We start from the raw sequence: 22,952 nt of genomic DNA, 5'->3' as shown, positions 1-22,952 counted from the left end.
GCGACCCCCGGGGCCGCGCCTTTTTGCCACCAAGAATCCCAAGGGAGACACGGCAGCATGTCGAAGTTCCAATTCCCCGAAAGTATCCGGAGCCGGCCTGTCTATGGCACGCTTGAACCGCGGCCGGGCAAGGCGCATCTGATGATCGCGGATGCCGAGGGCGCCGAGGCCCTGCTGGACCTCGCGGCGCTGGACGCGTCGATCTTTCGCGCGGCGCACATCATCTACATCCCCAAGGCCACGGGCGAGACCTATGTCGATCGCCTGAAGGCGCTGGAACCGGCGCAGTTCTATGTCGGTCCGACCTACGAGGCCTCTGTCCAGCGCATCCGCCGGGTGCTGTCGGACGCACACATGGGTCTGCAGGTCTACCTGACCGGGACCGAGGGGCTGATGGGGCAGGCGCAGAACGAGGCGATGACCGCCGGTATCCCGCATTCCGCGATTCAGACCGAACATCGCGGTTCTGTCGCGCGGCGGATGCAATGCGTGCACTGCAAGGGCATCACAGAGGACGTGATGACCGATCCCTTCGTCTGTTCGCATTGCGGGCTGAACCTGTTTGTACGCGATCACTACTCGCGTCGGCTGGCCGCCTTCCAGGGTGTCCGGGTGGACGCCGAGGATCCCGGAAACGTGCCCGAACCCGTGGAGCTATACAAATGAGTGCTGCCCCCCAGAAAGCCAAGGCAGGCGCCGAGAAGATCGAGGTCGAGGTCAGCGCCATCGTCCCCCTGAACGATCTGGTCACCCGGTTCGAGTTCACGCGCCGTGACGGCCAGCCCTTTCCGCCGTTCTCGGCCGGGGCGCATACCGTGGTCGAGATGAATGACGACGGCCGCACGCGGCTCAACCCGTATTCGCTGATGTCTGATCCGGCGGATCCCAGCAAATACGCCATTTCTGTCCGGCGCGATGACGAGGGTCGTGGCGGGTCGCTGTTCATGCACCAGAAGGTCAAGGTCGGCGATCCGATGACGATCAGCTACCCGGTGAACCTGTTTCCGCTGGACCTGCGCGGCCGCAAGCATGTCTTCCTTGCCGGCGGCATCGGCATCACGCCCTTTATGGCGATGATCGCGCACCTGGAACGGATGGGTGGCGCCTGGGAACTGCACTATGCCTGCCGCAGCGAGGCCTTGGGCACCTATGCCGACGAACTGACGTCGCGGCATCCGAACAAGGTGCATGTCTACTACGACGACAAGAAGCAGGCGATCGCGCTGGAGGATCTGCTGGACGGTCAGCCGCTTGGCACGCATGTCTACGTCTGCGGACCGCAGGGCATGATCCAGTGGGTGCACAAGACCGCCGCCGCGCACGGTTGGCCGGACGAAAACGTGCATTCCGAGGAATTCCTGGCCCCCCAGCCCGGCAAACCCTTCGAGGTGCGCCTTTGCAAGTCCGACATTACCATCCAGGTTGGCGAACACGAAAGCCTGTTGGAAGCGATCGAACGGTGCGGCGTCGAGGCGCCCTTCCTCTGTCGTGGCGGTGCCTGCGGTCAGTGCGAGACCGATGTCGTCGAGGCCGATGGCGAGTTCATCCACCGCGATCACTGGCTGGATGACGACGAACACGCCAGCGGCAAGAAGATCATGCCCTGCGTCAGCCGCTTTGTCGGCAAGACGCTGGTTCTGGACCGATAGGGGGAGCGACCATGACGATTCAATTCAACGAAGAGACCTTCCGCGACGATTACTCGTTCCGGAATTCGGACTGGGCCATCAAGCGCTTTCCGTTCCCGTTCCACGAAGACAGCTACATGTATTCGGTGAACATGGAACAGCATCGGGGCGGCCCGGAGGGGTCGGTCTACGAAAAGCGGTTCGACGTGGACGAACATTACGTTTCGGAAATGCGGGACCGCGCCATCGTGCTGGCCGAGGATCCGCTGCGGTGCCAGTCGCTGCCGCACATGACGCTGGCTGGCTGGGACACTCTGGAACTGATCATGGTCTCCAAGTCCGAGGACTACCCTGACCTGTTCGAGCTGCACCGCGACGGTGACCGCTGGCGCTGGATCAACAAGCCGATGGGGATCGACCATACGTTCACCTTCCTTGATGAGACGACGCTGCCCTGTGGGCCGCTGGAATACATCACACGGCAGGCCCAAGGTGATTTCGCGGTGCTCGATCAGCGCAACGACATGCTCTACATGGACGCGGGCATGATCACGACCCAGGCGGACTGGAGCCTGGATTTCGACATCGGCATGGATTTCTTCGAGTGGCACGCACCGGTGCCGCTGGCGCATGAGATGGGGATCTTCAAGCGGGCGCTGAAATTCCTGCTCAACATCCAGCAGGGCGCCCCGGCACGGCGGCTGAACTGGACCATGACGGTCAACCCGCTGCTGGATACCTCGCCCGAGAACTATCACAAGTGGGGGGTGCAGAAATCGACCCTCACGCCGGAAAACATCGGGTCCAAACAGCACCTGCGGGTCGAGTTGCAGACCTTCTACCGGCTGCCGCGCTCCAACGCGCTGCTGTTCCCGATCCGCTGCTACCTGATCGCCTTTCAGGACATCGTGACCATCCCGAAATGGGGGCGCCGCCTGCATCGGGTGATCCGCGACCTGCCGGAGGAACTGGCGACCTACAAGGGCTTCATCGACAACCGCCCGAAAATGCTGGACTATCTCAGCCAGTATGACGATGGCTTGCCGACCTCTCCCGGTGTCTGGCCTGACCTCGACACCGAACCGCCGCTGCAAAAGTGACGGAAAACGGAAAAGCCCCCGCAGTGCGGGGGCTTTTTGCGTCACCGGAGCCGGTGATCAGGTTTTTTGCGGATAGCAGATGATCGAGAGATAGCGTGCGGGCAGTTCGGTCAGCACCTCGGGGCCATGCGGGGCGTCGGCGTCAAAGAACAGCGTATCGCCCGGCTCCAGCGGGTAGTGCTGGTTGCCATGCAGGTAGCCCAGCTTGCCCTCCAACATGTAGATCATCTCGATCCCGTCGTGCTGGAAGGTCTTGAAGGTGTCGGATTCGGTGTTCAGCGTAATGAGATAGGGTTCGACGATCACACCGCTGGAATTGGAGCCGATATGACCAAGCAGGTTGTACTGATGGCCGGCCCGGGTGCCGGCCCGTTCGATTTCCAAGCCCTCGCCGGCCTTGGTGTGCACGGCTTCGCGGCGTTCTTCGTAGCCTTTGAAAAAGGCGGTCAACGGGACCGAGAGGGCATTGGCCAGTGTTTGCAGGGTGGTCAGAGACGGCGAGGTGTTGCCGTTCTCGATCTTGGACAGCATCCCGATGGACAGGTCGGTCAGCCGGGACAATTCAGCGACCGTGATCCCCTGCTGTTTGCGATAGGCACGGACTTCGCGACCGATGGCGACCTCCAGTACCTTCTCTCGTTCCTCGCGCAGGCTGTGCGGGTCCTGGATGAGTTTGGTCATGGGTTTCGGGGACTCTACGTTCATGCGGTCTCTCTGGATTTGGCCTCAAATTCCGGTCACTTGTATATGTTCCCAATGTAGCGGAAATTCACTCCATTGCAAAAAAATATTCCTGTGGTTAAAAATTGGTCGGATTGGTCGGAGATTGGTTCTGATGACGAAGAAGATCGGCTTCCTCCTGTTCCCGGGATTCCCGATGGCCTGCCTGACATCGGTGATCGAACCCTTGCGCGCGGCGAACGAGATTTCGCGCACCACCGCCTTTGAATGGACGTTGGTGGCCGAAGTCCCCCGGGCGGTGCAGTCCAGCGCGGGCATCCCGTTCGAGCCGCAGACATTGCTGGAAGACGTGGATGAGGTGGATTATCTGCTGCTGCTCTCCGCACCGGCAGTCGAGTTTGCCGACCCGCGCAGTGCAGCGCACCTGAGGCGGCTCGGGCGACATGGCTGCACCCTCGGCGCGATCAGCGGGGGGGTCTTTCCGCTGGTCCGAAGTGGTGCGGTCACGGGCGAAAGACTATCCGTGCATTGGTGCTACGAGGCTGCCTTTGCCACGGAATTTCCGGACATTCCCCACAGCGACGAGGTCATCGAGGTGTCACGACGTTGCGTCACGGCCTCTGGCGCGGCCGCGGCCTTTGACCTGGCACTGGGGTTCATCGACGCGGCACTGGGTGGCCACGTGGCGACAGAGGTGGCCTGCTGGTTCCAGCATCCGATGATGCGCAAGATCGGGGTCAAGCAATCGGTGCCGGTCCATCTGACCGGCAGCATCCAGGATGACCTGTCGCCCATCGTGGCACGCGCGATCGAGGTCTTTGCCGCCGACATGACGACGCCCGTGTCCGTGGCCGAACTGGCGGAACGGCTGGAGATTTCGCCCCGCCACCTCGAACGCAGCTTCAAGCAGGCGACAGGGCAGAACCCGACCACCTATTTTCGCTGGCTCAGGATGCAGGCGGCCCGGCAGATCGTCATGTATACCAACGACGCGGTGGCGGATGTGGCGGCGGCGGTTGGCTATGCCAGCGCCAAGCATTTCACCCGTCACTACCGGGCGGAATACGGGCTGAGTCCGCAGGAGGATCGCAAACGGATCAACCTTTACAGAACCGAGGGCAACCGTCCGGTGCCCTCGGTCTGATCCGTTCAGAACACTGACCGGCAGGCGGTGATCAGCGCGTGGTGAAGGGAACCGGCCGAACTGCGTGGCCCGATCACCGACAGGGTGCGGGCATCGCGCGCAAGCACGAAACATCCCAGGTGGTCGATCGTGGTCCGCTGCACCTCGCCGCCTTGCCAGTTGGCAAGGTCGATAGCGCAAAGCCGTTCCATCACCGACGGGTAGTCTTCGCCTTTCAGGTCAAAGCGGCACCAGGCGTCGGTCTGTTCGGTCACACTGGCGCTGGCGCCAAAGGCCGCGACCAGCCGATGCGCCAGATCCTCGTGCGTGGCGATGGGGGCCTCGACCATCCACTGATCCGGTCCGGTCCAGAACGCCGTCAACATGTCGCCCGCATGGCGTGACGGGGCAGGGGCCTCGGCCCCGATCAGCTCGCCCAGAGTCTTGCGGGTGGGCTCCTCGGACCCCAGACGCGCGGCGACCGAGGCCAGGGCGACCGAAGTGATCTCGGTCAGGGTGAGCGGGCCGATATTGTCGACGCGCGGGTTTGCGGCGCCAAGCGGGGTGATGGGTTTCAGATCATGCACGGAGACGTTCCCCCTCTGGGTCGACGAAATGGGCGCTGACGACTTCGACGTCGTGATCGACCCCGGTCAGCGGACTGACGAGGCGCACGACCTCGCCCAGGCGGGTATCGCCGGATTTCAGGTAGCCGATGCCGATGTGGCAGCCGAGGTTCGGCGAATAGCAGGCCGAGGTCACATAGCCCTGGTCATGTGCCGCATCCACGGGCGTGCCCTTGGTCATCAGGTGTGCACCGGCCGGAACCTTGTGTTCCGCGTTGACCGGTTTGAACCCAACCAGTTTCAGCGCGTCCTCCTCGTTCAGGCCCGGACGTTCCGACAGGGTCGAGCCGATCGAGTCCTTTTTCTTGGAGACCATCCGGCCCATGCCGAGGTTGAAGGCGGTCGTGGTCCCGTTCAGCTCGTTGCCCGCCGCGTGGCCCTTTTCGATCCGCATGACGGACAGCGCTTCGGTGCCGTAGGGGGTCACGTCGAACTCCTTGCCTTCCTTCATCAGGCGGCGCATCAGCGCGTCGCCATAGCGCGTGGGCACCGCGATTTCGAAAGCAAGTTCACCCGAGAAGGAGATCCGGAACAGCCGCGCCCGCAACCCGCCGCAGACCGTGATCTCGCCGCAGGCCATAAAGGGGAAGCCCTCGTTCGAGATGTCAAATTCGGGGTCGACGATCTTTTGCAGCAGCTTGCGCGAGTTGGGACCGGCGACGGCGTATTGTGCCCAGGCCTCGGTGGTCGAGATCAGCTGCACGTCCATGTCCGGGTACAGGCACTGGCGCACGAATTCCATGTGCCGGAAGACCGGAACAGCATTGGCCGTGGTGGTCGTGACCACAAAGTGATCCTCGGCCAGGCGACCGGCTGTGCCGTCGTCCATCGCGATGCCGTCTTCGCGCAGCATCAGGCCATATCGGGTTTTTCCCACGGCCAGCTTGGCAAAGCCGTTGGCATAGATCTTGTTCAGGAATTCTGCAGCGTCGGTGCCCTGCACGTCGATCTTGCCCAGCGTGGTACAGTCGCAGACACCGACCGATTTCCGGGTCTGCAGCACCTCGCGGTCAACGCTTTCGCGCCAATGAGTTTCACCGGGTTTCGGGAACCATTGCGCCCGCAGCCACATGCCGACCTCGACGAAGACCGCGCCCTGTTCCTCGGCCCAGTAGTGACTGGGCGTCTTGCGGACCGGGCGAAAGTCCTTGTCCCGCGACCGGCCGGCCAGCACGCCTATGGCGGTGGGGGTGTAGGGCGGGCGGAACATCGTGGTGCCGACCTCGGGGATCTGCTTGCCTGCGACCTCTGCCATGATGGCCAGACCTGCAATGTTCGAAGTCTTGCCCTGGTCGGTGGCCATGCCCAGCGTCGTGTAGCGCTTGAGGTGCTCGACCGAGGTAAAGTTCTCCTGGTGGGCCAGTTTCACGTCCTTTGCGGTCACGTCGTTCTGCTGGTCGACCCAGGCGCGCTTGGCGTCCTTGACGTGCCAGAAGGGCGCGACTCGCACCGGGGCGTCCTCCGCGCCCGGCAGGTCAGGCCGTGTGACGTTAAGGCCCAAGTCGCCCAGGGCGGTGGCCGCGGCATCCTGCCCGGAGGTCAGCGCGGCATGGGTGCTGAAGGCGCCATTTGCCGCGCCCGCCGGGATCAGACCGGTGGGCATCGTGCCACCCGGCACAAAGGCGCAAAGGCCGTCGTCCCATTGCGGACGCCCGCGCTGGTGACAGGTCATGTGGACGTTCGGGTTCCATCCGCCGGAGACGCCCAGACCATCGACAAAGAGCGTTCGCGTGCCACCGTTCGCCAGTTGCACGTCAACGGATTTCAGGCCGAGCCGCCCCTTGGTGTCGATGACCTGCGCCCCGGACAGGATTTCGTAGTCCGGGCTCACGCCAGCGTCGGGGCGCGTGTCGATCACCGTGACCTTGACACCCTTGGCGTGCAGATCGGCGGCGGTGCGATGTCCGTCGTCGTTGTTGGTGAAGACGGCGACCGCGTTGCCCGGTGTCGCTGCCCAACGGTTGGCATAGCTGCGCATGGCCGAGGCCAGCATGATGCCAGGGCGGTCGTTGTTCTCAAAGACGATGGGCCGTTCGGTGGCCCCGGCGGAAAGGATCGCCCGCTTGGAATAGATCCGCCACAGGATCTGGCGCGGTTTGCCGGCGGCGGGCTCTGCGACGTGGTCGCTGACCCGCTCGACCATGCCATAGATGCCGTGATCGAAGGCGCCGATCACGGTGCTGCGCGGCATGACCCGCACGTTGGGCATGGAGTGAAGGCGCTCGACGGCCTGCGCGGCCCAGGCCACGCCATCCTCGTCGGCCAGCAGGCCGTTTTCCGCGTTCAGCCGACCGCCCAGCAGGAAATCCTCGTCCGCCAGGATGACACGGGCGCCGGATTCGCCCGCCGTCAGGGCGGCGGCAAGACCGGCGGGGCCGGCGCCGATGATCAGGACATCGCAGTGCAGGAAGCCCTTGTCATAGCTGTCCGGGTCCGGCTCATGCGAAAGCGTACCCAGACCGGCGGCGCGGCGGATCATCGGTTCGTAGAGCTTTTCCCAAAAGGCGGCAGGCCACATGAAGGTCTTGTAGTAGAACCCGGCAGCAAAGAAGGTCGACAACCGGTCGTTGACCGCCATCGCGTCAAACTTCAAGGATGGCCAGCGATTCTGGGAATTGGCGGTCAGTCCGTCGAACAGCTCTGCGGTGGTGGCGCGGGTGTTCGGTTCCTTGCGGGCGCCGCTGCGCAATTCGACAATGGCATTCGGCTCTTCCGAACCCGCGGTCAGGGGGCCGCGCGGGCGGTGATACTTGAAAGACCGGCCCATCAGCCGCACGCCGTTGGCCAGCAAAGCCGAGGCCAGCGTGTCACCAGCGTAGCCGTTGTATCGCGTGCCGTCGAAGGTGAAGGACATGGGCCTGTTGCGTTCGATCAACCCGCCGTTCAGTCGGTTCTTGTCACTCATCTGGAGCGCCCCTCGGCCCGCGCGACATCGCGCGCCAGCTCTACCTTGGTGATTTCATGGGTGGTGGTGTTGCGGGTCACGACCAGCCAGGACCGGTCGCCCTGTTCGTGGAACCACAACTCGCGGTGCAGGCCCGCCGGGTTGTCGCGCAGGTAGCCGTAGTCGGTGAACTGTGCGAGCGCATCGTCCGCCTGCCAGTCGGGTCGGTGGATCAGCATCGCATCGCCCTTGTAGACGAACTCGGCAGCGTCGCGGGGGCCGAGGATGGGGTGGTTTATCAGCATGTCCGGTCCTCGCTCAGTGCAGGTTGGGCTGGTTGCCCATGCCTTTTTCGTCGATCATGTGGCCGGTGGCGAAACGATCGAAGCGATAGGCGGTGGCGGTCTTGTGCGGGGTGTCGGTGGCCAGCAGATGCGCATAGGCATAGCCCGAGGCCGGGGTGGCCTTGAAGCCGCCGTAACACCAGCCGCCATTGAAATAGAGACCGTCGATATGGGTGCGGTCGATGATGGGCGAGCCGTCCATCGACATGTCCATGATCCCGCCCCACATGCGCAGCAGGCGTGCCCGGCCAAGGTTGGGGAAGATCGCCATGCCGCCCTCGCAGACATCCTCGACCACGGGCAGGTTGCCGCGCTGGGCGTAGGAGTTGTAGCCGTCGAGGTCGCCGCCGAAGACCAGCCCGCCTTTGTCGGACTGGCTGCAATAGAAGTGGCCGGCGCCGAAGGTAATCACCCCAGGGAGGAGGGGTTTCAAACCTTCGGACACAAAGGCCTGAAGGACGTGGCTTTCGATCGGAAGCCGCATCCCGGCCTTTTCCATCAGTCGCGAGGAGGAGCCCGCGACACAGGAAGCGACCTTGCCCGCGCCGATGAAACCGCGCGAGGTCTCGACACCCTTGCAGGTGCCATTCTCGATCCGGAAGCCGGTGACTTCACAGTTCTGGATGATGTCGACGCCGCGCCGGTCGGCGGCGCGGGCATAGCCCCAGGCCACCGCGTCGTGGCGTACCGTGCCGCCGCGATGCTGGGCCAGTCCGCCCTTGATCGGGAAGCGTGCGTTGTTCACGTTCAGGAAGGGATAGCGCTCGACGATTTGTGCCGTGCTCAGCAGTTCGGCGTCCGCGCCGTTCAGGAGCATCGCGTTGCCGCGCCGGATGAAGGCGTCGCGCTGGGCGTCCGAATGGATCAGGTTCAGGATGCCCCGCTGGCTGACCATCGCGTTGTAGTTCAATTCCTGCTCCAGCCCTTCCCAAAGTTTCAGCGAGAACTCGTAGAAAGGCTCGTTTCCGTCCAGCAGGTAGTTGGAGCGGATGATCGTGGTGTTTCGGCCCACGTTGCCGCCGCCGATCCAGCCCTTTTCAAGCACCGCGATGCGGGCCTGCTTGAACTCCTTGGCCAGATAGTAGGCGGTGGCCAGGCCGTGGCCGCCCCCACCGATGATGACATAGTCATACTGCGCCTTTGGCGTGGCATCGCGCCAAGCCGGACCCCAGCCGCGATGGCCGGTGAGCGCTTCCTTGATGACCTTGAACCCTGAGTAGTGCATAGATTCGGACTCCTTTGTCCCATCTTCCGATATCCTCTGCCGGGAGTCGCTGCCCCGATCAGACGGAAACGGGTACAAATCGGACATGAGGCCCTAAAATCTCTGCCGGTGGAAGTGCCTGAATTCACCACCATTGGGAAAGTAATTTTCTTTTCGGTGATTTTATCGCCCGAAATTCCTTTGAAACGTCAGACGCGCACTCGGTAGGCAAGTCCCGGGCGTTTCGGTTAAAGGCGGGTCGCGTTATCGGACATGAAAGCGCCGGGGACACGCGGGGCATGGCCCGTTGTGAACCCGGCGAAAAGGGAGCAGTCGCGGCGGGAGCGAAAGGTGCCGCGCGCCCCGGGTCAGTCCGGGACTGGATGTCCCGGACGCCATTTGCATCAGTTGCGCAGGTAGACTTCCATGCTGTCGTCCAGCGCGTCCTTCCAAGGCGTGTGGTGGACGGGGGCCATCGTTCCGGTCATCACCGACTTGTAGCGGTTGTTGCGGAAGCCCATGATGTCTTCTGCCTTGTGCTTCTTCCACTCGTAGAAGGCCTGGCAGGCGCCGTCGATGTCGAAGCTGGGGTAGTCGGTTTCGGCCACCAGTTCCTCGATGTAGTCGGCCTGGTAGCGGATCGCGTATTTCACGTCGTCATCCGCCTCTTCGCGGGTCTCGCGTTCCTTCACGTCTGCCAGCATCTCGTCCTTCGAGACCTTGGACAGGTCGATCTTGCCGAGGATCGCATCGCGCACCCACCATGCCTGTGCGTCGAACATGTTGAAGGTGAACCACTGGTCCTGCATCCCGAGGTAGAACATCTTGGGATTGTGGACGTAGACCACGCCTTTGTAGAGGTCCGCGGTGGCAAGGCGGTTCGCCGTCTTCAGGCGCAGGTCGTCCGGCAGGAAGTTGAAGAAGTGCTTGTAGCCGGTGCAGAGGATGATCGCGTCCACGTCGCGCGTGGTGCCGTCCGAGAAATACACGGTGTTGCCGTCCACCTTCTCCATCGCCGGCTTTTCTTCCCAGTTGTCGGGCCATTTGAAGCCCATCGGCGCGCTGCGATAACAGGAGGTGATCGACTTGGCGCCGTATTTCCAGCACTGCGACCCGATGTCCTCTGCCGAGTAGGAAGACCCGACGACGAGGATGTCCTTGCCCGAGAATTCACGCGCATCGCGGAAGTCGTGCGCGTGGACCAGGCGACCGTTGAACGATTCGAATCCCTCGTAATAGGGAACGTTCGGGGTCGAGAAGTGGCCCGAGGCGCAGATCACATGATCGAAGTCCTCGGAGTAGACATGGTCCTTGGCGTGGTCATGGACCGTCACCGTGAACATGCCGGTATCGGCATTGTAGTTGACCCAGCGCACGGCGGAATTGAAGCGGATCCAGTCGCGCACGCCTGCCTTTTTGACGCGGCCTTCGATGTAATCGAACAGCACGGCGCGCGGCGGGTAGGACGCGATCTGCTTGCCGAAGTGTTCCTCGAAGGAATAGTCTGCGAATTCAAGACCTTCCTTAGGGCCATTGGACCAGAGATAGCGATACATCGAGCAGTGGACCGGTTCGCCGTTTTCGTCCAGGCCGGTCCGCCAGGTGTAGTTCCACAGGCCGCCCCAGTTGTCCTGTTTGTCAAAGCAAACGATCTCGGGGATCTCTTCGCCCTTGTCCGCGGCGGACTGGAACGCGCGAAGCTGGGCCAGTCCGGACGGGCCCGCTCCGATGATTGCGACGCGTTTCTTGGTCATATCTGTCTCCCATGTCTGACAGGCATCAATTGGTTCTTTTTGGTTGGGCCAAATCTGGCCATTGTTCTGGCGTCCTGTCAATAATTTTTCACTTCAGGCAACAAATTTCCCTTCGAATATAGAAAATCATGTTTTGAGATGGGCGGTTTGAGTGGTAGCAATTGGTATGCTCAACTCCAGCTTCGCCCATCGTATCGCCGTGACGTCCATGTTTCCCTCCGATCGGGTGGGCATGAGCGAGCCTGTCAGCATCGGGTTTTTGGCTCCACTGACCGGTCCGGTCAGTTCCTGGGGGCTGCCGGGGCTCAATGGGGTGCAGCTTTGGGCGGAATGGTTGAACAAGGCCGGTGGCATCCTGATCGGCGGCCGCAGGTACCCGTTGCGGATCGTTCCCTTCGATTGCGGGTACGAGCCCGAAAGGGCGATGGAGGGCGCGCGCCACCTGGTGCTGAGTGAGCAGGTCAAGCTGTTGATGATGCTGGGCGGAGATACCTTCACCCCCTTGCGCAACTTCCTGACGGAAAACCGGGTCCTGACCTCAACGCTCTTGCCCAGCGATCTTTCGCCGGACACGCGCTACCTGATCGCGCCGTCGGAGGTGCATCCGGTCTACAATGTGACCGGGGTTGCATGGCTGGCCAAGAACGAGCCGCACCGGCGGCGCGTTGCGATGTGCAGCCAAAAGGACGCTCTGGGGCTGCCATCGACCGCCACCTATCGCGCGGCCTTCGAGGCGGAGGGGCTGCCGGTGGTCAAGGACATCCAGTACGATCCCGAACAGACCGACGTGGCCGAAATCGTCGGGCCGATGCTGGCTGCGGATCCCGATGTCCTGTGCTGGTGCACCAGCTACACGCCGATGGTGCACGCGATGACGGAATACGCTTTTGAGCAGGGGTTCAAAGGACGGATCCTGTCCTGCACGCTGGACAACTACGAACGCATCGTGGCCCGCACCTCCGAGCGTTTCATGGAGGGAACGCTGTTCCAGTTTCCGGATTTCGACGACCCGAAACTGGCGCGCAAGGCCTTCTTCTTCAACAAGCCGAGCGCCTTTTTCAAGGAATACAACAGCCGGTATCCCGGGACCTGGAGCGCGGTGAGCTGGGAATATGTCGCCATCCTGGAAATCTGGCACGCGGCGGTGGAAAAGGTTGCCTCGGTGCACCCCGTATCCGTCCTGACCACCATGAAACAGATGGAGCCGGTCACCCATGCTTTTGGCCCCGCGCGCTGGTGGGGCGAGCATATGTTCGGCATCGACAATGCCCTGATCGGGGACTGGCCCGTGGTGCGCCTGCGCGAGGGCCGGGCGAGGATCGCCGAGTTCCTTTCAGTCCCTGACTGGTTGGATCGCCACGAAGATTTGCTTCGGGACCACATGGGCAGGGTCGGGCAACTCTGGCAGCAGCGGGTCGAGATGGGCGACATACAAACGGGCCTGACGGCGCGGGAAATCATCGACTGACGGGGCGGGGCGCCGCGATCAGCCGTCGTGCAGGAACAGTTTTTGTTCTTCTACGAGGTGCAGTTTCGTGATCTCGACGGCCGCCTCGACATCGCGCGTCGCAATGGCGTTGAACAGAGAGTTGAACCGCGCCTGGTAGCTTTGGATACGCCCGGGCGTGAGGTGCTTGCGCATCAAGGCAGTTCGGAAACTCTGGCGGCAGACCTCGATGGTCAGCTCGTAGCAGGCTTCCAGCAAGGGGTTGCGCGTGGCCCGTGCGATGGAACGATAGAACTCCTCCTCGCAGCGGATGAACTCATTCAGATCGGTGCGCACGGTCTCGATCTGGGCCACGACCTGCGCCAGTCCGTCGAGATCCTTGGGGGTCATGTTCATCACCGCCATGCGGGTCATTTCCGGCTCGATGATCGACCTGACGATGAGGTGATCCAGCGGGCTGGTGCGTTCGCCGACCGATCCGGGCATCGGGGCCTCTGTCCGGTGCGACTGGTATGTCACGAAACTGCCGCTGCCCTGCCGGCGACGGATCAACTCGCGGCTTTCTAGGACGTCCAGCGCCTCGCGTACGGTGTTGCGCGACACTCCCAGTTCCGCCGCGAGGGCACGCTCGCTGGGCAGGCGCGAGTCAGGGGGGTATTCGCCTGACTGGATCCGGACCAACAGCTTGTCGACAACGATGCGCACGGTTTCCCCGATGGCGTGGTCGGGGGCTATGTCGGCATTTTTCGTGTTCGGCATCTGAATGTCCGTAAGGGCTGTCCGGCTGTGCTTGTGCAGCATGGTATGACATGGGTTCAACCCGCCACAAGCTGCGTCGAATGCAAAAAGGCCCCGGCGCGACGTCCGGGGCCTTTCCTTGGGGGCTTGGCGTCAGCTGCGCGGGACGTTGTCCGCGTGGGTGGTGACATCCGGTTCGAGGTCCCAGTAGACCTTGTCCAGCCCGTCGATCTGGTCGTCGTCGTCGACCCGCAGGCCCACGGTGGCCTTGAGGATCACGGACAGGACCAGGGCGGTCACTACCCCGGTGCCTAGGCAGACCACGATGCCGGCGAGTTGCATGATCAGCGAGATTTCACCGTGCTGGAAGGCATATGCGCCTTCCTCGATGCCCAGGTAACCACCGCGCGGGGTGCCCGCCTTGAAGAGGCCAAGCGCAACCATGCCGGTGATGCCCGCGCCGATGAACAGCGGGAACAGCTTGTGCTCGTCGATGCCGCGCTTCAGCGTGAACTCGTAGACGATGTAGGATGCAAATGGTGCAACAAGGCCCAGGACAAAGGCCTGCCAGGGCATGTAGACGTCAAAGCCCGAGGCGCCTGCGACATACCCGGCAAGCGGACCCAGCAGCGTGTAGGCATAGTTGCCCGACTTGTAGGCCAGCAGCATGCCGGTGATGGCGCCGCCTGCCCAGACAAGGGCGTAGTTGTTCAGGGCCACGCCGACGCTGGTTTCCGCCATCGTCACGCTGACCGCCAGGGCTTCGGGATCGAAGAAGAACAGGCACGACAGGATGACCATCGGCAGACCGGCAAAGATCAGCAGCAGGCCGGGCGCGCAGAGGCCGATGCTGGGCGCAAGGTAGGCCGACACGCGAGCATGCGGTTCCATCATGCCCGGGCGCTTGCCCAGCATCGGGGTAAAGACCAGCGCCATGCCTGCCGGGAACATGTAGACAAAACCAACGCCAAAGAAGTCGTGGAAACCCGCGTTGGTCAGCGGACCGACCGACCCCCAGGTGGCCCAGCTGAGGATCGACGACACGACCGCCGCGACCACACAGACGATATAATAGGCCGCAGGCTTCATCCGTTCGGACACAGAGAAGTGGAACAGGATGTTGATGATGCCCGCAAAGACCGCGAGGAAGAAGATGAAGATCTGGAAGGTGTTCAGACCGGGGAAAACCGCAGGGTCCAGCGCGTGGGCGTGAACATTGGTCAGGCCGCCGCCCAGCCACCAGTCCTTGATGCTGTCCATCATGGTCGCGCCTTCCATGATGTAATACTGCGCCGCCCAAAAGCCGAAGCCGATGACGTAATAGGTCGCGAAGCCGAGGAAAAAGCCCAGCGTCTTCTCGATTGTAGAGTTGAAAAGGCTCTTGCGGCGGGCGGTGCCCGCGTCGATCAGCAACAGCCCCACGACGACCAGGATCGCCCCCACGGTGCCAGAGCCGTAAAGGAGGTTCTGGACCAGTGAATTCAGTGTGACTTGTTCGGCGTATATTGTGCTTACGTCGAGTGACATTTCGTCTTCCCTCTTGGACTTTGTCTTGTTCCGGTCTTTCTTGGCCGGCTCACTTGGCTGACACCGAAAAACGCAACGGAAGACCAATGCCAGCGAGCTGGTAACCATTTTGAACCACATTCGCGGTTGAATGGACCTGCGGTTATGATGACGAAAAATTGGCACTTTTCAAACAAAACATTCACTCAAGAGAAACAATTTTTCTAACGAGCGATGGGAGTGGTGCCGAAATTTGCGGGTGCACGATGTGCGGTGTCTGTATTTTAGTACTTTAAATTAGATACTTATGGGTTTTTGCCTGATTTGTCAGCGCTGCTGGCGTCTGCTGCAAAATTGGTCCATTCGCTGAGCGCCTTGGGCCGTATGGCAGGCCATCGTTCCGGCCCGTCACAAGCGGAATCTGAGATGGAACAGCCCATTGGTTGCCGAAGTTGAGCCGAAATTCAGGGGTTTGGCGGCTTGAAGCCGTCCATCGGCATAAGGCCAGGTTCAAGCGCTCCATTTGTGCTCGGATCGCGGGCGTTCTGCTTTAAACGTGGGCTTTCCCGCCGCCAATGGTTGTGCGGTGTGCTGACGTAAGTGGATTGCTGGCCGCCCGGCGGTCGCCCGAGAATCAATGACGCAGGGCCCTCGGCGATCTATGACAGCCGCCCGCGCTGCATCATGGGCGTCACGCCGTAGGCGGTCCGGTAAACCCGCGCAAAATGGCCGGGGCTTTCGAAACCGCAGGCAAGGGCAACATCGAGGATCGACATCTCGGTCTGGACCAGGAGGTGCCGCGCCCGTTCCAACCGCATCTCCATGTAGTATTTTTTCGGCGAGGCGTTCAGGTATTTGCCGAAGAGCCGTTCGAGTTGCCGGGTCGAGATTCCAAGGTCCTGCGCGATGATCGTGGGTGAAATCGGGCTGTCGAGGTGATCTCGCATCCGGGTGATGGCGGCGGCAAGATGTGGGTTACGCATGCCGCTGCGCGACTGGAGCGAGACCTTCTGTGCGGCGGTTGCTTCGCGCACGGCGTTGTAGACCATCTGATCCGCCACCGCGACCGAGAGATCCTGACCGTGGTCCTCTGCGATCAGGTGCAGCATCAGGTCTGCCGTGGCGGTCCCGCCAGAGGCCGTGGGGTGCTTTGCATCGGCGACAAAGACATTGCGCAACAGGTTCACCTCGGGGAACTTCTCCATGAAGCTGTCGTGATATTCCCAGTGGATCGCGGCATCGCGCCCGTTCAGGAAGCCGCCTTTGGCCAGTACCCAACTGCCGGAACAAAGTGCGCCGATCCGTGTCCGGGTGAGGCGATCCTTGCGGCGCAGCGCTGTCAGCAGGGCAGTGTGATCCTGCGCCTGCATCCCGATACCTGACAGAACGAAAAGGCGGTCGCACTGGGGCAGGTCGTCGAACCCGTGGTGTACCGCGATCTGCGTTCCGTCCGAGCTGCACGCGTTCTGTCCGTCGAGAGAGGCATAGGTCCAGCGATACAAGGGCCGACCGGAAATCAGGTTCGCGATCCGCAACGGATCCACGGCGCAGGCAAAGGCGATATGCGTGAAATCTTCGACCAGGGCGAAGACGATGTGCTGGGTCTGGGTCATTCCCCTTGGTGCTTTCTCGCAGGGCCGGACGGCCAGTGGCGCATGGGATCGGCAGATCGTCGCGTGATGCGATGATGATCCGCCGCTTGTCTGCTGTCATGGATTTTTATTGTAGACAAGTTGTATTTTCAAGGGTAGGCGAACGGCAAGGGGTGTCGACACGGCAAGCGCCCGAGTGGACCGGAACGGAGTTGAAGGCATGAGCGAGGAGGCGATCAGCAAGAAGGCCCGGTGCGTCGAGGACGTGCGGCGCAGGATCCTGACGCAGGCCTTCGAACCTGGCAGCTACCTGGACGAGGCGGAACTGTCGCGGGCCTATGACATCTCGCGTCCGCCGCTGCGTGAGGCGCTGAACCAACTTGCGGGTGAGGGCTATGTCGTCCTGCACAAGAACCGGGGCGCGCAGGTTGCGCCGATGACGCACAAGACGATGCGCAACTTCTTCATGGCGGCGCCGATGCTCTATGCGGCGGTGACACGGCTTGCGGCCGAGAACGCGACCGAGGCGCAGGTGATGCAGCTGAAGGACGCGCAGACGCTCTTTCGCAAGGCGATCCGCGATGGCGACACCGCAGAACGCGCGCTGATGAACCAGCGCTTTCACGCCATCATCGGCGAGATGGCCGACAACGAGTTCCTGACGCCCAGTCTGCGGCGCCTGCTGATCGACCACACGCGGATCGGCATGTCCTTCTACAACCCGCGCAACCGCGCGATGGCCGAACAGCGCAGCGTCGCTGCGGATCAGCACGACCAGTTCATCGCCCTGATCGAGCAGGGCGATGCCGAGGGGGCGGGCCAGCTTGCGCTGGACCACTGGGAACTGTCGCGGGCGGAGATCGAAAGCTTTGTCACGCCTATGGGAATGCAGATCCCGCTTGGCCCCGCGCCGGGCGCAGGGATGCGGAAAGGAGCAAAATGAAGTTCGACGGCATCTATACGCCTGTCATCACGCCGCATCGCGAGGATGGCAGCATCGACCGGGAGGCGTTGGCCGCCCAGATCGAATACCTGATTGCCTCCGGCGTGCATGGTCTCATCAATGGCGGTTCAACGGGGGAATACTATGCTCAGACCCTGACAGAGCGGCAGGAGATCGCGAGCTTTGCGAGGGAGGTGATCGGGGGCCGCGTTCCGCTGATCGTCGGCACCGTGGCGATACGGCTGGAGGACTCGGTTGCGATGGCGGAACACGCGGCCCGGATCGGGGCGGATGCCCTGCTTGTCGGTTCGCCGCCCTACGCAGTCCCGACCGAGCGCGAGAATGCGCTGAACGCCTTGGCCGTTGACCGAGCGGCGGATCTGCCGATCATGCTGTACAACTACCCGGGCCGCATGGGCATCGACATGGGCGAGGAATTCCTCGACCGGGTGGGCCGCAGCCGAAATTTCTGCGCGATCAAGGAAAGCTCGGGCGACATCAACCGTGTGCACCTTCTGGCGCGCGACTACCCGCATATCCAGATGTCCTGCGGCATGGATGACCAGGCGCTGGAGTTCTTTGCTTGGGGCGCGACCAGCTGGGTCTGCGCCGGGTCGAATTTCCTGCCGCAGGAACACATCGCGCTGTGGCGGGCCTGCCGGGTCGAAGGCGACTTCGACAAGGGCCGCCGGATCATGTCGGCGATGATGCCCCTGATGCGGGTGCTGGAACAGGGCGGCAAGTTCATTCAGTGCGTGAAACACGGCTGCGAGATGATGGGCCAGTACGCCGGTCCGCCGCGACCTCCGCTGCGGCCGCTCAACAAGGATAACAAGCGGCAGTTGGAACAGGTGGTGCGCGTCCTGAAACGTACCGTGGCCGAGATCGAGGCCGAAACGCAGGCGGAGGCAGCAGAATGAGTGATCTTTTGACCCGTGAGGAATACAAGGCCATCGCAGCCGGGCTGACCCTGCCGACCCAGGCTTTCGTCGACGGCAGCTTTCGTCCCGCGCAATCGGGCAAGACCTTTGACAGCACGAACCCGGCAACGGGCGAGGTGCTGGCGAAGGTTGCGGCCTGCGGCCCGGAAGATGTGGATTTCGCCGCCCGGAAGGCGCGCGACGCCTTCGAGGATGGCCGCTGGTCGCGTCTGCATCCCGGTCAGCGCAAGGAGGTGCTGATCCGGCTCGCCAAGCAGATGAAGCGCAACGCGCGCGAGCTGGCGGTGATCGAAAGTCTCGACAGTGGCAAGACGATCTTCGACTGCGAGACAGTGGACGTGCCCGAAACGATACACTGCCTGACATGGCACGCGGAACTGATCGACAAGATCTATGATCATGTCTCACCCGCTTCGGACGATCACATCGCGATGGTCGTGCGTGAACCCGTGGGGGTCGTCGGCCTCGTGCTGCCCTGGAACTTTCCGCTGCTGATGCTGGCGTGGAAGATCGGCCCGGCGCTTGCGGCGGGTTGTTCGGTGATCGTGAAACCGGCCGAAGAGACCTCGTTGACCGCGTTGCGCGTTGCCGAACTGGCGATGGAGGCGGGTGTGCCTGCGGGGGTGTTCAACGTGCTGCCGGGGGCGGGGCCCGAGGTGGGCGAACCGCTGGGCCGTCACATGGACGTGGATGCGGTCAGTTTTACCGGGTCGACCGAGACCGGGAGGCGGTTCCTGCGCTACGCGGCAGAGTCGAACCTCAAGGAAGTCACGCTGGAAATGGGGGGCAAGAACCCCGCTGTCGTGCTGGAGGATGCCGAGAACCTGGATCGGATCGCGGCGCATGTGGTTAATGGCGCTTTCTGGAACATGGGCGAGAACTGTTCCGCCTCCTCGCGCCTGATCGTGCAGAAGGGCGTCAAGGACGCGCTTTTGGAACGGATCAAAGCCCATGCCCGGGAATGGCCGATGGGCGATCCTCTCGACCCGGTGAACCGGGTCGGCGCGCTTGTCTCCCCGGCGCATTTCGACAAGGTTCGGTCTTACCTGGGCAAGGGTCCGAAGGTGGTGATGGGCGGCAAGGCCGAGAACGGCTTTGTCGAGCCGACGATCCTCGAGGTCGCTCCGGACGCGCTCCAGGCTCGGGAAGAGATATTTGGTCCGGTTCTGTCGGTGCTGACTGTGGACAGCTTCGACGAGGCGATCGCTATGGCCAATGACACGGAATACGGCCTCGCCGCCTCGATCTTTACCGCCAACGTCAAGCGGGCGATCCGTGGCGCGCGGGCCCTGCGGGCGGGGACCGTGACCGTCAACAGCTTTGGCGAGGGCGACAGCGCGACACCGTTCGGCGGGTTCAAAGCCTCGGGCTTTGGCGGACGCGATAACGGCATCCACGCCCATGACCAATACACCCAGCTCAAGACCATCTGGATCGACCTTTCCGATGATGCGGATGAGGCGGTGAATTGATCCGACGCAGTGTCACCCGCCTGCCGGCCCTTCCCGGGCCGGCGGCCTGGAACGCGATCCTTGGTCCCGCGCCGACCTACGCGCCGCTAGAGCGTGCGAAGACCGCCGACGTGGTCGTCGTTGGCGCGGGCTTTGCCGGACTGTCGGCGGCCCGGCGGCTGCAGCAGATCGACCCGGGGGCGCGCATTGTCGTGCTGGAGGCGGGGCGTATCGCCGAAGGCTCTGCCGGGCGCAATTCGGGCTTCATGATCGATTTGCCACATGAACTGACATCGGAAGATTATGCAGGGGCCGGGGACGACCGGGCGATGATCGACTTGAACCGGCAGGCCATCGGTTTCGCCGGCGCCGCGGTGGAAGACTATGGCATCGACCGGAACTACTTTGACCGCGCGGGCAAAGTGAACGGCGCGGCCAGTGACACAGCCCAGGCGCACAACCGCAGCTATGCCGCGCACCTGGAAACTCTGGGCGAAAGCTCCGAAATGCTCGACGCGCAGGACATGCGGGATCTCACCGGCTCTGCGCACTACCGGTCGGGACTGTATACGCCCGGCACGGTCATGCTGCAGCCCGCGGGCTATATCCGCGGGTTGGCCGCCGGGCTGTCGCGCGCTGGCGTGACGCTCCACGAACAAAGCCCGGTCAAGGCGCTGGCGCGCGAAGGCGCAGCCTGGCGCCTCGACACTCCGGGTGGCGCGGTCAGCGCGGGCCGCGTGATCCTGACCGTCAACGGCCATCTCGAAAGCTTCGGTTTCGAGAAAGGGCGGCTGATGCAACTATTCCTCTACGCAGTAATGACGCCGGAACTGGACGCCGAGGCGCTGAGGAGTCTGGGCGGGCAAAGCCGATGGGGCATCACGCCCTCGGACCCGATGGGCACCACCGTGCGCCGCATCGACACCGGACAAGGCGGCAACCGCATCGTTACGCGCACCTGCGCCACGCTGGCGCCGGGGCGCCGGATCGGTGCGGGCCACGTTGCGCGGGCGTCGCGGGTCATGCAGCGCAAGTTTGACGACCGTTTCCCGCAACTGCGCGGCATGAGGATGGAATACTCCTGGGCCGGACACCTCTGCCTGACGCTCAACGGAGTCTCGGTCATGCGCAGGCTGGATGAGGGGCTGTTCTCGGGCTGCGTGCAGAACGGGTTGGGCACCGCGCGCGGCACATTGACAGGGATCGGCGCGGCGGAACTGGCCTGCGGTGTCGAAAGCGCCATCACCCGTCATTTTACTGCCGAGGCGCGGCCCGGACGCCTCCCGCCGCAGCCTTTCCAGCAGATCGGCGCCAACGCTGTACTGCGTTACAAGGAATGGCGCGCGAGGCACGAATAGGTGCCGCGCCTTCGGCACGTTGGTCAGTATTCCTGGTTCAGCGCATCGGCGGGCGGGATCTCCAGTTCGCGCCGCGCGATGTAGTCTCGCAGCGCTTCGTCCTTGGCCACGTCCAGCTTGGGCTCCTGGTATTCCGACAGCAGTTCCCGGGCGAATTCCAGCGCTCGCGCAGTGATTTCCTTCGATCCTTCCGCGACCCACTGTTCGATCGAGTTGTTGTCGAACAGTTCAGGCATGAAATAGGCCTTCTGGAAGTGCTCGAGCGTGTGCGGATGGCCAAGGTAATGCCCGCCCGGACCGACATCGGGCACCGCCTTCAGCGCGGTTTCGAAATCCTCCCACCTTGGTCCCTCGGCCATGCGGTAGGCCATCGCGCATTGCTCGGCATCGACGACGAACTTGGCCACGGAACAATGCATCCCGGCCTCGTTCCAGCCAGCAGAGTGCCAGATGTAATTGGCGCCCGCGTGAATCACCGATGACAGCGTCGTGGCGCTTTCATAGCCCGCCTGTGCGTCAAAGGTCTTGGCCCCACCCAGCGTGTTCGATGTCCGCCAGGGCACGCCGTAATGGCGCGCCATCTGCCCGATCATGAAGTTCATCAGGCTGATTTCCGGCGTGCCGGCCATCGGCGCACCGGATTTCATCGAGACGGTCGACAGGTAATGGCCGTAGATTGCCGGACAGCCGCGCCGAATGATCTGGGTATAGGCCAGCGCGCTCAGTGCCTCGGCATTCAGCTGCGCAACAGTGGCTGGCACGCTGGCTGGCGTGTTGGCCCCGCCCAGCACGAAGGGCGAGCAGAGAACCGGCTGGTTGCGCCTGCAGAAGGCGCGCATGGCGCCCAGCATCGTTTCGTCCCAGACCAGCGGCGAGTTGCCGTTGCAGTTACCCGTGGTGACCGGATTCTCCTCCATGAACTCCGCGCCGAAGAGGATCGCGCACATCTCCATCACGTCTTCGGCGTTTCTGGGCGAGGTGGTCATGCCCATGAAGGTCTTGTCCGAGTGTTTCATGGACGAATAGGTGATGCGCAAGTGCCGCTGGCTGATCGGGTGATCGCAGGGTTCGACGATGTGATGGGCCGAGGAATGCAGGCCGGGCAGCATGTGCGCCAGCTTGTGGAACATGGCCAGGTCATCCAGCGTCGGGATGCGCCGCTGGTCGTCCAGGTCGCGCAGGTAGGGCGCGCCGGTCATCGGGACAAAGATCGAATGCGGCCCGCCGAGGCGGAGGTTGTTGGCCGGGTTGCGCGCGGAATATGTGAAGTCGGCGGGGATCGTGGCGATCAGGTCGCGGATCAACCCACGGTCCGGGTAGACCATCTCGCCCACCACCTTGGCGCCCGCCGCCGTCCAATCGGCAAGGGCAACTGGGTCGCGGAACATCACGCCGACGTTTTCGAGGATGTCCATCGAGGCCGCGTCGATACGCTCGACCTGGGCGCTGTCCATCACCTCGCAAAGCGGGATGCCCCGGGTCAGCCCCGGCAGCATCCGCAGGTCACGCGTGCTGCGCAGCGTGCGGCGGGCAGAACGTCCGCCGGAACGGGCGCGGGGGCGGGGCATTGTCTCGGTCATCGCGGGATCTCCTCTGGCTTGGGAAGATCATGCCGCCGCGCAGCCGGTGCTA

General features: G+C 62.9%; 19 protein-coding genes. 9 read left to right on the top strand and 10 right to left on the bottom strand.

Annotated features, from left to right (window positions below):
• Positions 1-57 precede the first annotated feature (57 nt).
• The 3 genes from dmmA to dmmC are packed head-to-tail and all read left to right on the top strand — an operon-like array spanning position 58 to position 2,728.
• The gene (dmmA, locus tag RBB42_RS16585) at positions 58-666 is read left to right on the top strand and encodes a dimethylamine monooxygenase subunit DmmA (RefSeq protein ID WP_305970402.1); all 609 of its coding nucleotides are present in this window, start codon (positions 58-60) and stop codon (positions 664-666) included.
• Positions 663-1,649, top strand: a complete 987-nt coding sequence (locus tag RBB42_RS16580) for a PDR/VanB family oxidoreductase (RefSeq protein WP_305970401.1) — start codon at positions 663-665, stop codon at positions 1,647-1,649. Before dmmA ends, RBB42_RS16580 begins: the two co-directional genes overlap by 4 nt.
• 11 nt (positions 1,650-1,660) lie before the next feature.
• Complete coding sequence (gene dmmC, locus RBB42_RS16575; RefSeq protein WP_305970400.1) at positions 1,661-2,728, top strand: dimethylamine monooxygenase subunit DmmC; 1,068 nt, start codon at positions 1,661-1,663, stop codon at positions 2,726-2,728.
• A gap of 57 nt (positions 2,729-2,785) precedes the next feature.
• Here dmmC and RBB42_RS16570 read toward each other — a convergent pair whose 3' ends face one another.
• A complete protein-coding gene (locus RBB42_RS16570; protein WP_371931780.1) occupies positions 2,786-3,409 on the bottom strand; it encodes a helix-turn-helix domain-containing protein in 624 nt (207 codons plus the stop codon).
• Between the two features lie 154 nt (positions 3,410-3,563).
• On the opposite strand from RBB42_RS16570, the gene RBB42_RS16565 reads away from it, so the two are divergent.
• Positions 3,564-4,553: a GlxA family transcriptional regulator gene (locus RBB42_RS16565; protein ID WP_305970398.1), complete on the top strand. Its 990-nt coding sequence runs from the start codon at positions 3,564-3,566 to the stop codon at positions 4,551-4,553.
• Positions 4,554-4,558: 5 nt separating this feature from the next.
• Here RBB42_RS16565 and RBB42_RS16560 read toward each other — a convergent pair whose 3' ends face one another.
• The 5 genes from RBB42_RS16560 to RBB42_RS16540 all read right to left on the bottom strand — a co-directional run bounded on the left by RBB42_RS16560 (position 4,559) and on the right by RBB42_RS16540 (position 11,344).
• Positions 4,559-5,119, bottom strand: coding sequence for a sarcosine oxidase subunit gamma (locus RBB42_RS16560; RefSeq protein ID WP_305970397.1), 561 nt, complete (start codon positions 5,117-5,119; stop codon positions 4,559-4,561).
• Positions 5,112-8,063 (bottom strand): sarcosine oxidase subunit alpha family protein, encoded by a 2,952-nt coding sequence (locus RBB42_RS16555; RefSeq protein ID WP_305970396.1) that lies wholly within the window; start codon positions 8,061-8,063, stop codon positions 5,112-5,114. Before RBB42_RS16555 ends, RBB42_RS16560 begins: the two co-directional genes overlap by 8 nt.
• Positions 8,060-8,347, bottom strand: coding sequence for a sarcosine oxidase subunit delta (locus RBB42_RS16550; RefSeq protein WP_305970395.1), 288 nt, complete (start codon positions 8,345-8,347; stop codon positions 8,060-8,062). The genes RBB42_RS16555 and RBB42_RS16550 overlap by 4 nt, the downstream gene beginning before the upstream one ends.
• Before the next feature lie 13 nt (positions 8,348-8,360).
• Positions 8,361-9,611, bottom strand: a complete 1,251-nt coding sequence (locus tag RBB42_RS16545) for a sarcosine oxidase subunit beta family protein (protein ID WP_305970394.1) — start codon at positions 9,609-9,611, stop codon at positions 8,361-8,363.
• A 383-nt stretch (positions 9,612-9,994) separates the two neighbouring features.
• Complete coding sequence (locus RBB42_RS16540) at positions 9,995-11,344, bottom strand: trimethylamine monooxygenase (protein WP_305970393.1); 1,350 nt, start codon at positions 11,342-11,344, stop codon at positions 9,995-9,997.
• A 166-nt stretch (positions 11,345-11,510) separates the two neighbouring features.
• On the opposite strand from RBB42_RS16540, the gene RBB42_RS16535 reads away from it, so the two are divergent.
• On the top strand, positions 11,511-12,812 hold the full coding sequence (locus RBB42_RS16535) for an ABC transporter substrate-binding protein (protein WP_305970392.1): 1,302 nt from the start codon (positions 11,511-11,513) through the stop codon (positions 12,810-12,812).
• Positions 12,813-12,830: 18 nt separating this feature from the next.
• Here the strand turns inward: RBB42_RS16535 and RBB42_RS16530 are convergent, their stop codons facing one another.
• The 3 genes from RBB42_RS16530 to RBB42_RS16520 form a co-directional block, all read right to left on the bottom strand.
• Positions 12,831-13,550, bottom strand: a complete 720-nt coding sequence (locus RBB42_RS16530) for a FadR/GntR family transcriptional regulator (RefSeq protein WP_305970391.1) — start codon at positions 13,548-13,550, stop codon at positions 12,831-12,833.
• 132 nt (positions 13,551-13,682) lie between these two features.
• On the bottom strand, positions 13,683-15,056 hold the full coding sequence (locus RBB42_RS16525) for an ammonium transporter family protein (protein ID WP_305970390.1): 1,374 nt from the start codon (positions 15,054-15,056) through the stop codon (positions 13,683-13,685).
• 638 nt (positions 15,057-15,694) lie between these two features.
• Complete coding sequence (locus RBB42_RS16520; RefSeq protein ID WP_305970389.1) at positions 15,695-16,648, bottom strand: GlxA family transcriptional regulator; 954 nt, start codon at positions 16,646-16,648, stop codon at positions 15,695-15,697.
• A 199-nt stretch (positions 16,649-16,847) separates the two neighbouring features.
• Between RBB42_RS16520 and RBB42_RS16515 the strand changes: the two genes are divergently transcribed.
• From RBB42_RS16515 to RBB42_RS16500, 4 genes are read left to right on the top strand one after another with little or no spacing between them, the layout of a single operon-like run.
• Entirely contained in the window at positions 16,848-17,570 is a 723-nt protein-coding gene (locus RBB42_RS16515) for a GntR family transcriptional regulator (RefSeq protein ID WP_305970388.1), read from the top strand.
• Positions 17,567-18,490 carry a dihydrodipicolinate synthase family protein gene (locus RBB42_RS16510; RefSeq protein WP_305970387.1) on the top strand — a complete coding sequence of 308 codons (924 nt, stop codon included), beginning with the start codon at positions 17,567-17,569 and terminating at the stop codon, positions 18,488-18,490. The genes RBB42_RS16515 and RBB42_RS16510 overlap by 4 nt, the downstream gene beginning before the upstream one ends.
• Positions 18,487-19,983, top strand: coding sequence for an aldehyde dehydrogenase (locus tag RBB42_RS16505; RefSeq protein WP_305970386.1), 1,497 nt, complete (start codon positions 18,487-18,489; stop codon positions 19,981-19,983). The genes RBB42_RS16510 and RBB42_RS16505 overlap by 4 nt, the downstream gene beginning before the upstream one ends.
• Entirely contained in the window at positions 19,980-21,320 is a 1,341-nt protein-coding gene (locus RBB42_RS16500) for an NAD(P)/FAD-dependent oxidoreductase (protein WP_305970385.1), read from the top strand. The genes RBB42_RS16505 and RBB42_RS16500 overlap by 4 nt, the downstream gene beginning before the upstream one ends.
• 23 nt (positions 21,321-21,343) lie before the next feature.
• Here RBB42_RS16500 and RBB42_RS16495 read toward each other — a convergent pair whose 3' ends face one another.
• The gene (locus RBB42_RS16495; protein WP_305970384.1) at positions 21,344-22,900 is read right to left on the bottom strand and encodes a trimethylamine methyltransferase family protein; all 1,557 of its coding nucleotides are present in this window, start codon (positions 22,898-22,900) and stop codon (positions 21,344-21,346) included.
• Between the last annotated feature and the right edge of the window lie 52 nt (positions 22,901-22,952).

It is taken from the genome of Mameliella sp. MMSF_3455 (assembly GCF_030733205.1).
Classification (GTDB): domain Bacteria; phylum Pseudomonadota; class Alphaproteobacteria; order Rhodobacterales; family Rhodobacteraceae; genus Antarctobacter.
This window is presented reverse-complemented; position numbering and strand designations above follow the sequence as displayed.

Coding starts and splice junctions, on each gene's coding strand:
- RBB42_RS16520 (WP_305970389.1), bottom strand. CDS start 16,648: ATGACCCAGACCCAGCACATCGTCTTCGCCCTGGTCGAAGATTTCACG.
- RBB42_RS16545 (WP_305970394.1), bottom strand. CDS start 9,611: ATGCACTACTCAGGGTTCAAGGTCATCAAGGAAGCGCTCACCGGCCAT.
- RBB42_RS16550 (WP_305970395.1), bottom strand. CDS start 8,347: ATGCTGATAAACCACCCCATCCTCGGCCCCCGCGACGCTGCCGAGTTC.
- RBB42_RS16495 (WP_305970384.1), bottom strand. CDS start 22,900: ATGACCGAGACAATGCCCCGCCCCCGCGCCCGTTCCGGCGGACGTTCT.
- RBB42_RS16510 (WP_305970387.1), top strand. CDS start 17,567: ATGAAGTTCGACGGCATCTATACGCCTGTCATCACGCCGCATCGCGAG.
- RBB42_RS16515 (WP_305970388.1), top strand. CDS start 16,848: ATGAGCGAGGAGGCGATCAGCAAGAAGGCCCGGTGCGTCGAGGACGTG.
- RBB42_RS16535 (WP_305970392.1), top strand. CDS start 11,511: ATGCTCAACTCCAGCTTCGCCCATCGTATCGCCGTGACGTCCATGTTT.
- RBB42_RS16525 (WP_305970390.1), bottom strand. CDS start 15,056: ATGTCACTCGACGTAAGCACAATATACGCCGAACAAGTCACACTGAAT.
- RBB42_RS16530 (WP_305970391.1), bottom strand. CDS start 13,550: ATGCCGAACACGAAAAATGCCGACATAGCCCCCGACCACGCCATCGGG.
- dmmC (WP_305970400.1), top strand. CDS start 1,661: ATGACGATTCAATTCAACGAAGAGACCTTCCGCGACGATTACTCGTTC.
- RBB42_RS16505 (WP_305970386.1), top strand. CDS start 18,487: ATGAGTGATCTTTTGACCCGTGAGGAATACAAGGCCATCGCAGCCGGG.
- dmmA (WP_305970402.1), top strand. CDS start 58: ATGTCGAAGTTCCAATTCCCCGAAAGTATCCGGAGCCGGCCTGTCTAT.
- RBB42_RS16540 (WP_305970393.1), bottom strand. CDS start 11,344: ATGACCAAGAAACGCGTCGCAATCATCGGAGCGGGCCCGTCCGGACTG.
- RBB42_RS16580 (WP_305970401.1), top strand. CDS start 663: ATGAGTGCTGCCCCCCAGAAAGCCAAGGCAGGCGCCGAGAAGATCGAG.
- RBB42_RS16565 (WP_305970398.1), top strand. CDS start 3,564: ATGACGAAGAAGATCGGCTTCCTCCTGTTCCCGGGATTCCCGATGGCC.
- RBB42_RS16555 (WP_305970396.1), bottom strand. CDS start 8,063: ATGAGTGACAAGAACCGACTGAACGGCGGGTTGATCGAACGCAACAGG.
- RBB42_RS16570 (WP_371931780.1), bottom strand. CDS start 3,409: ATGACCAAACTCATCCAGGACCCGCACAGCCTGCGCGAGGAACGAGAG.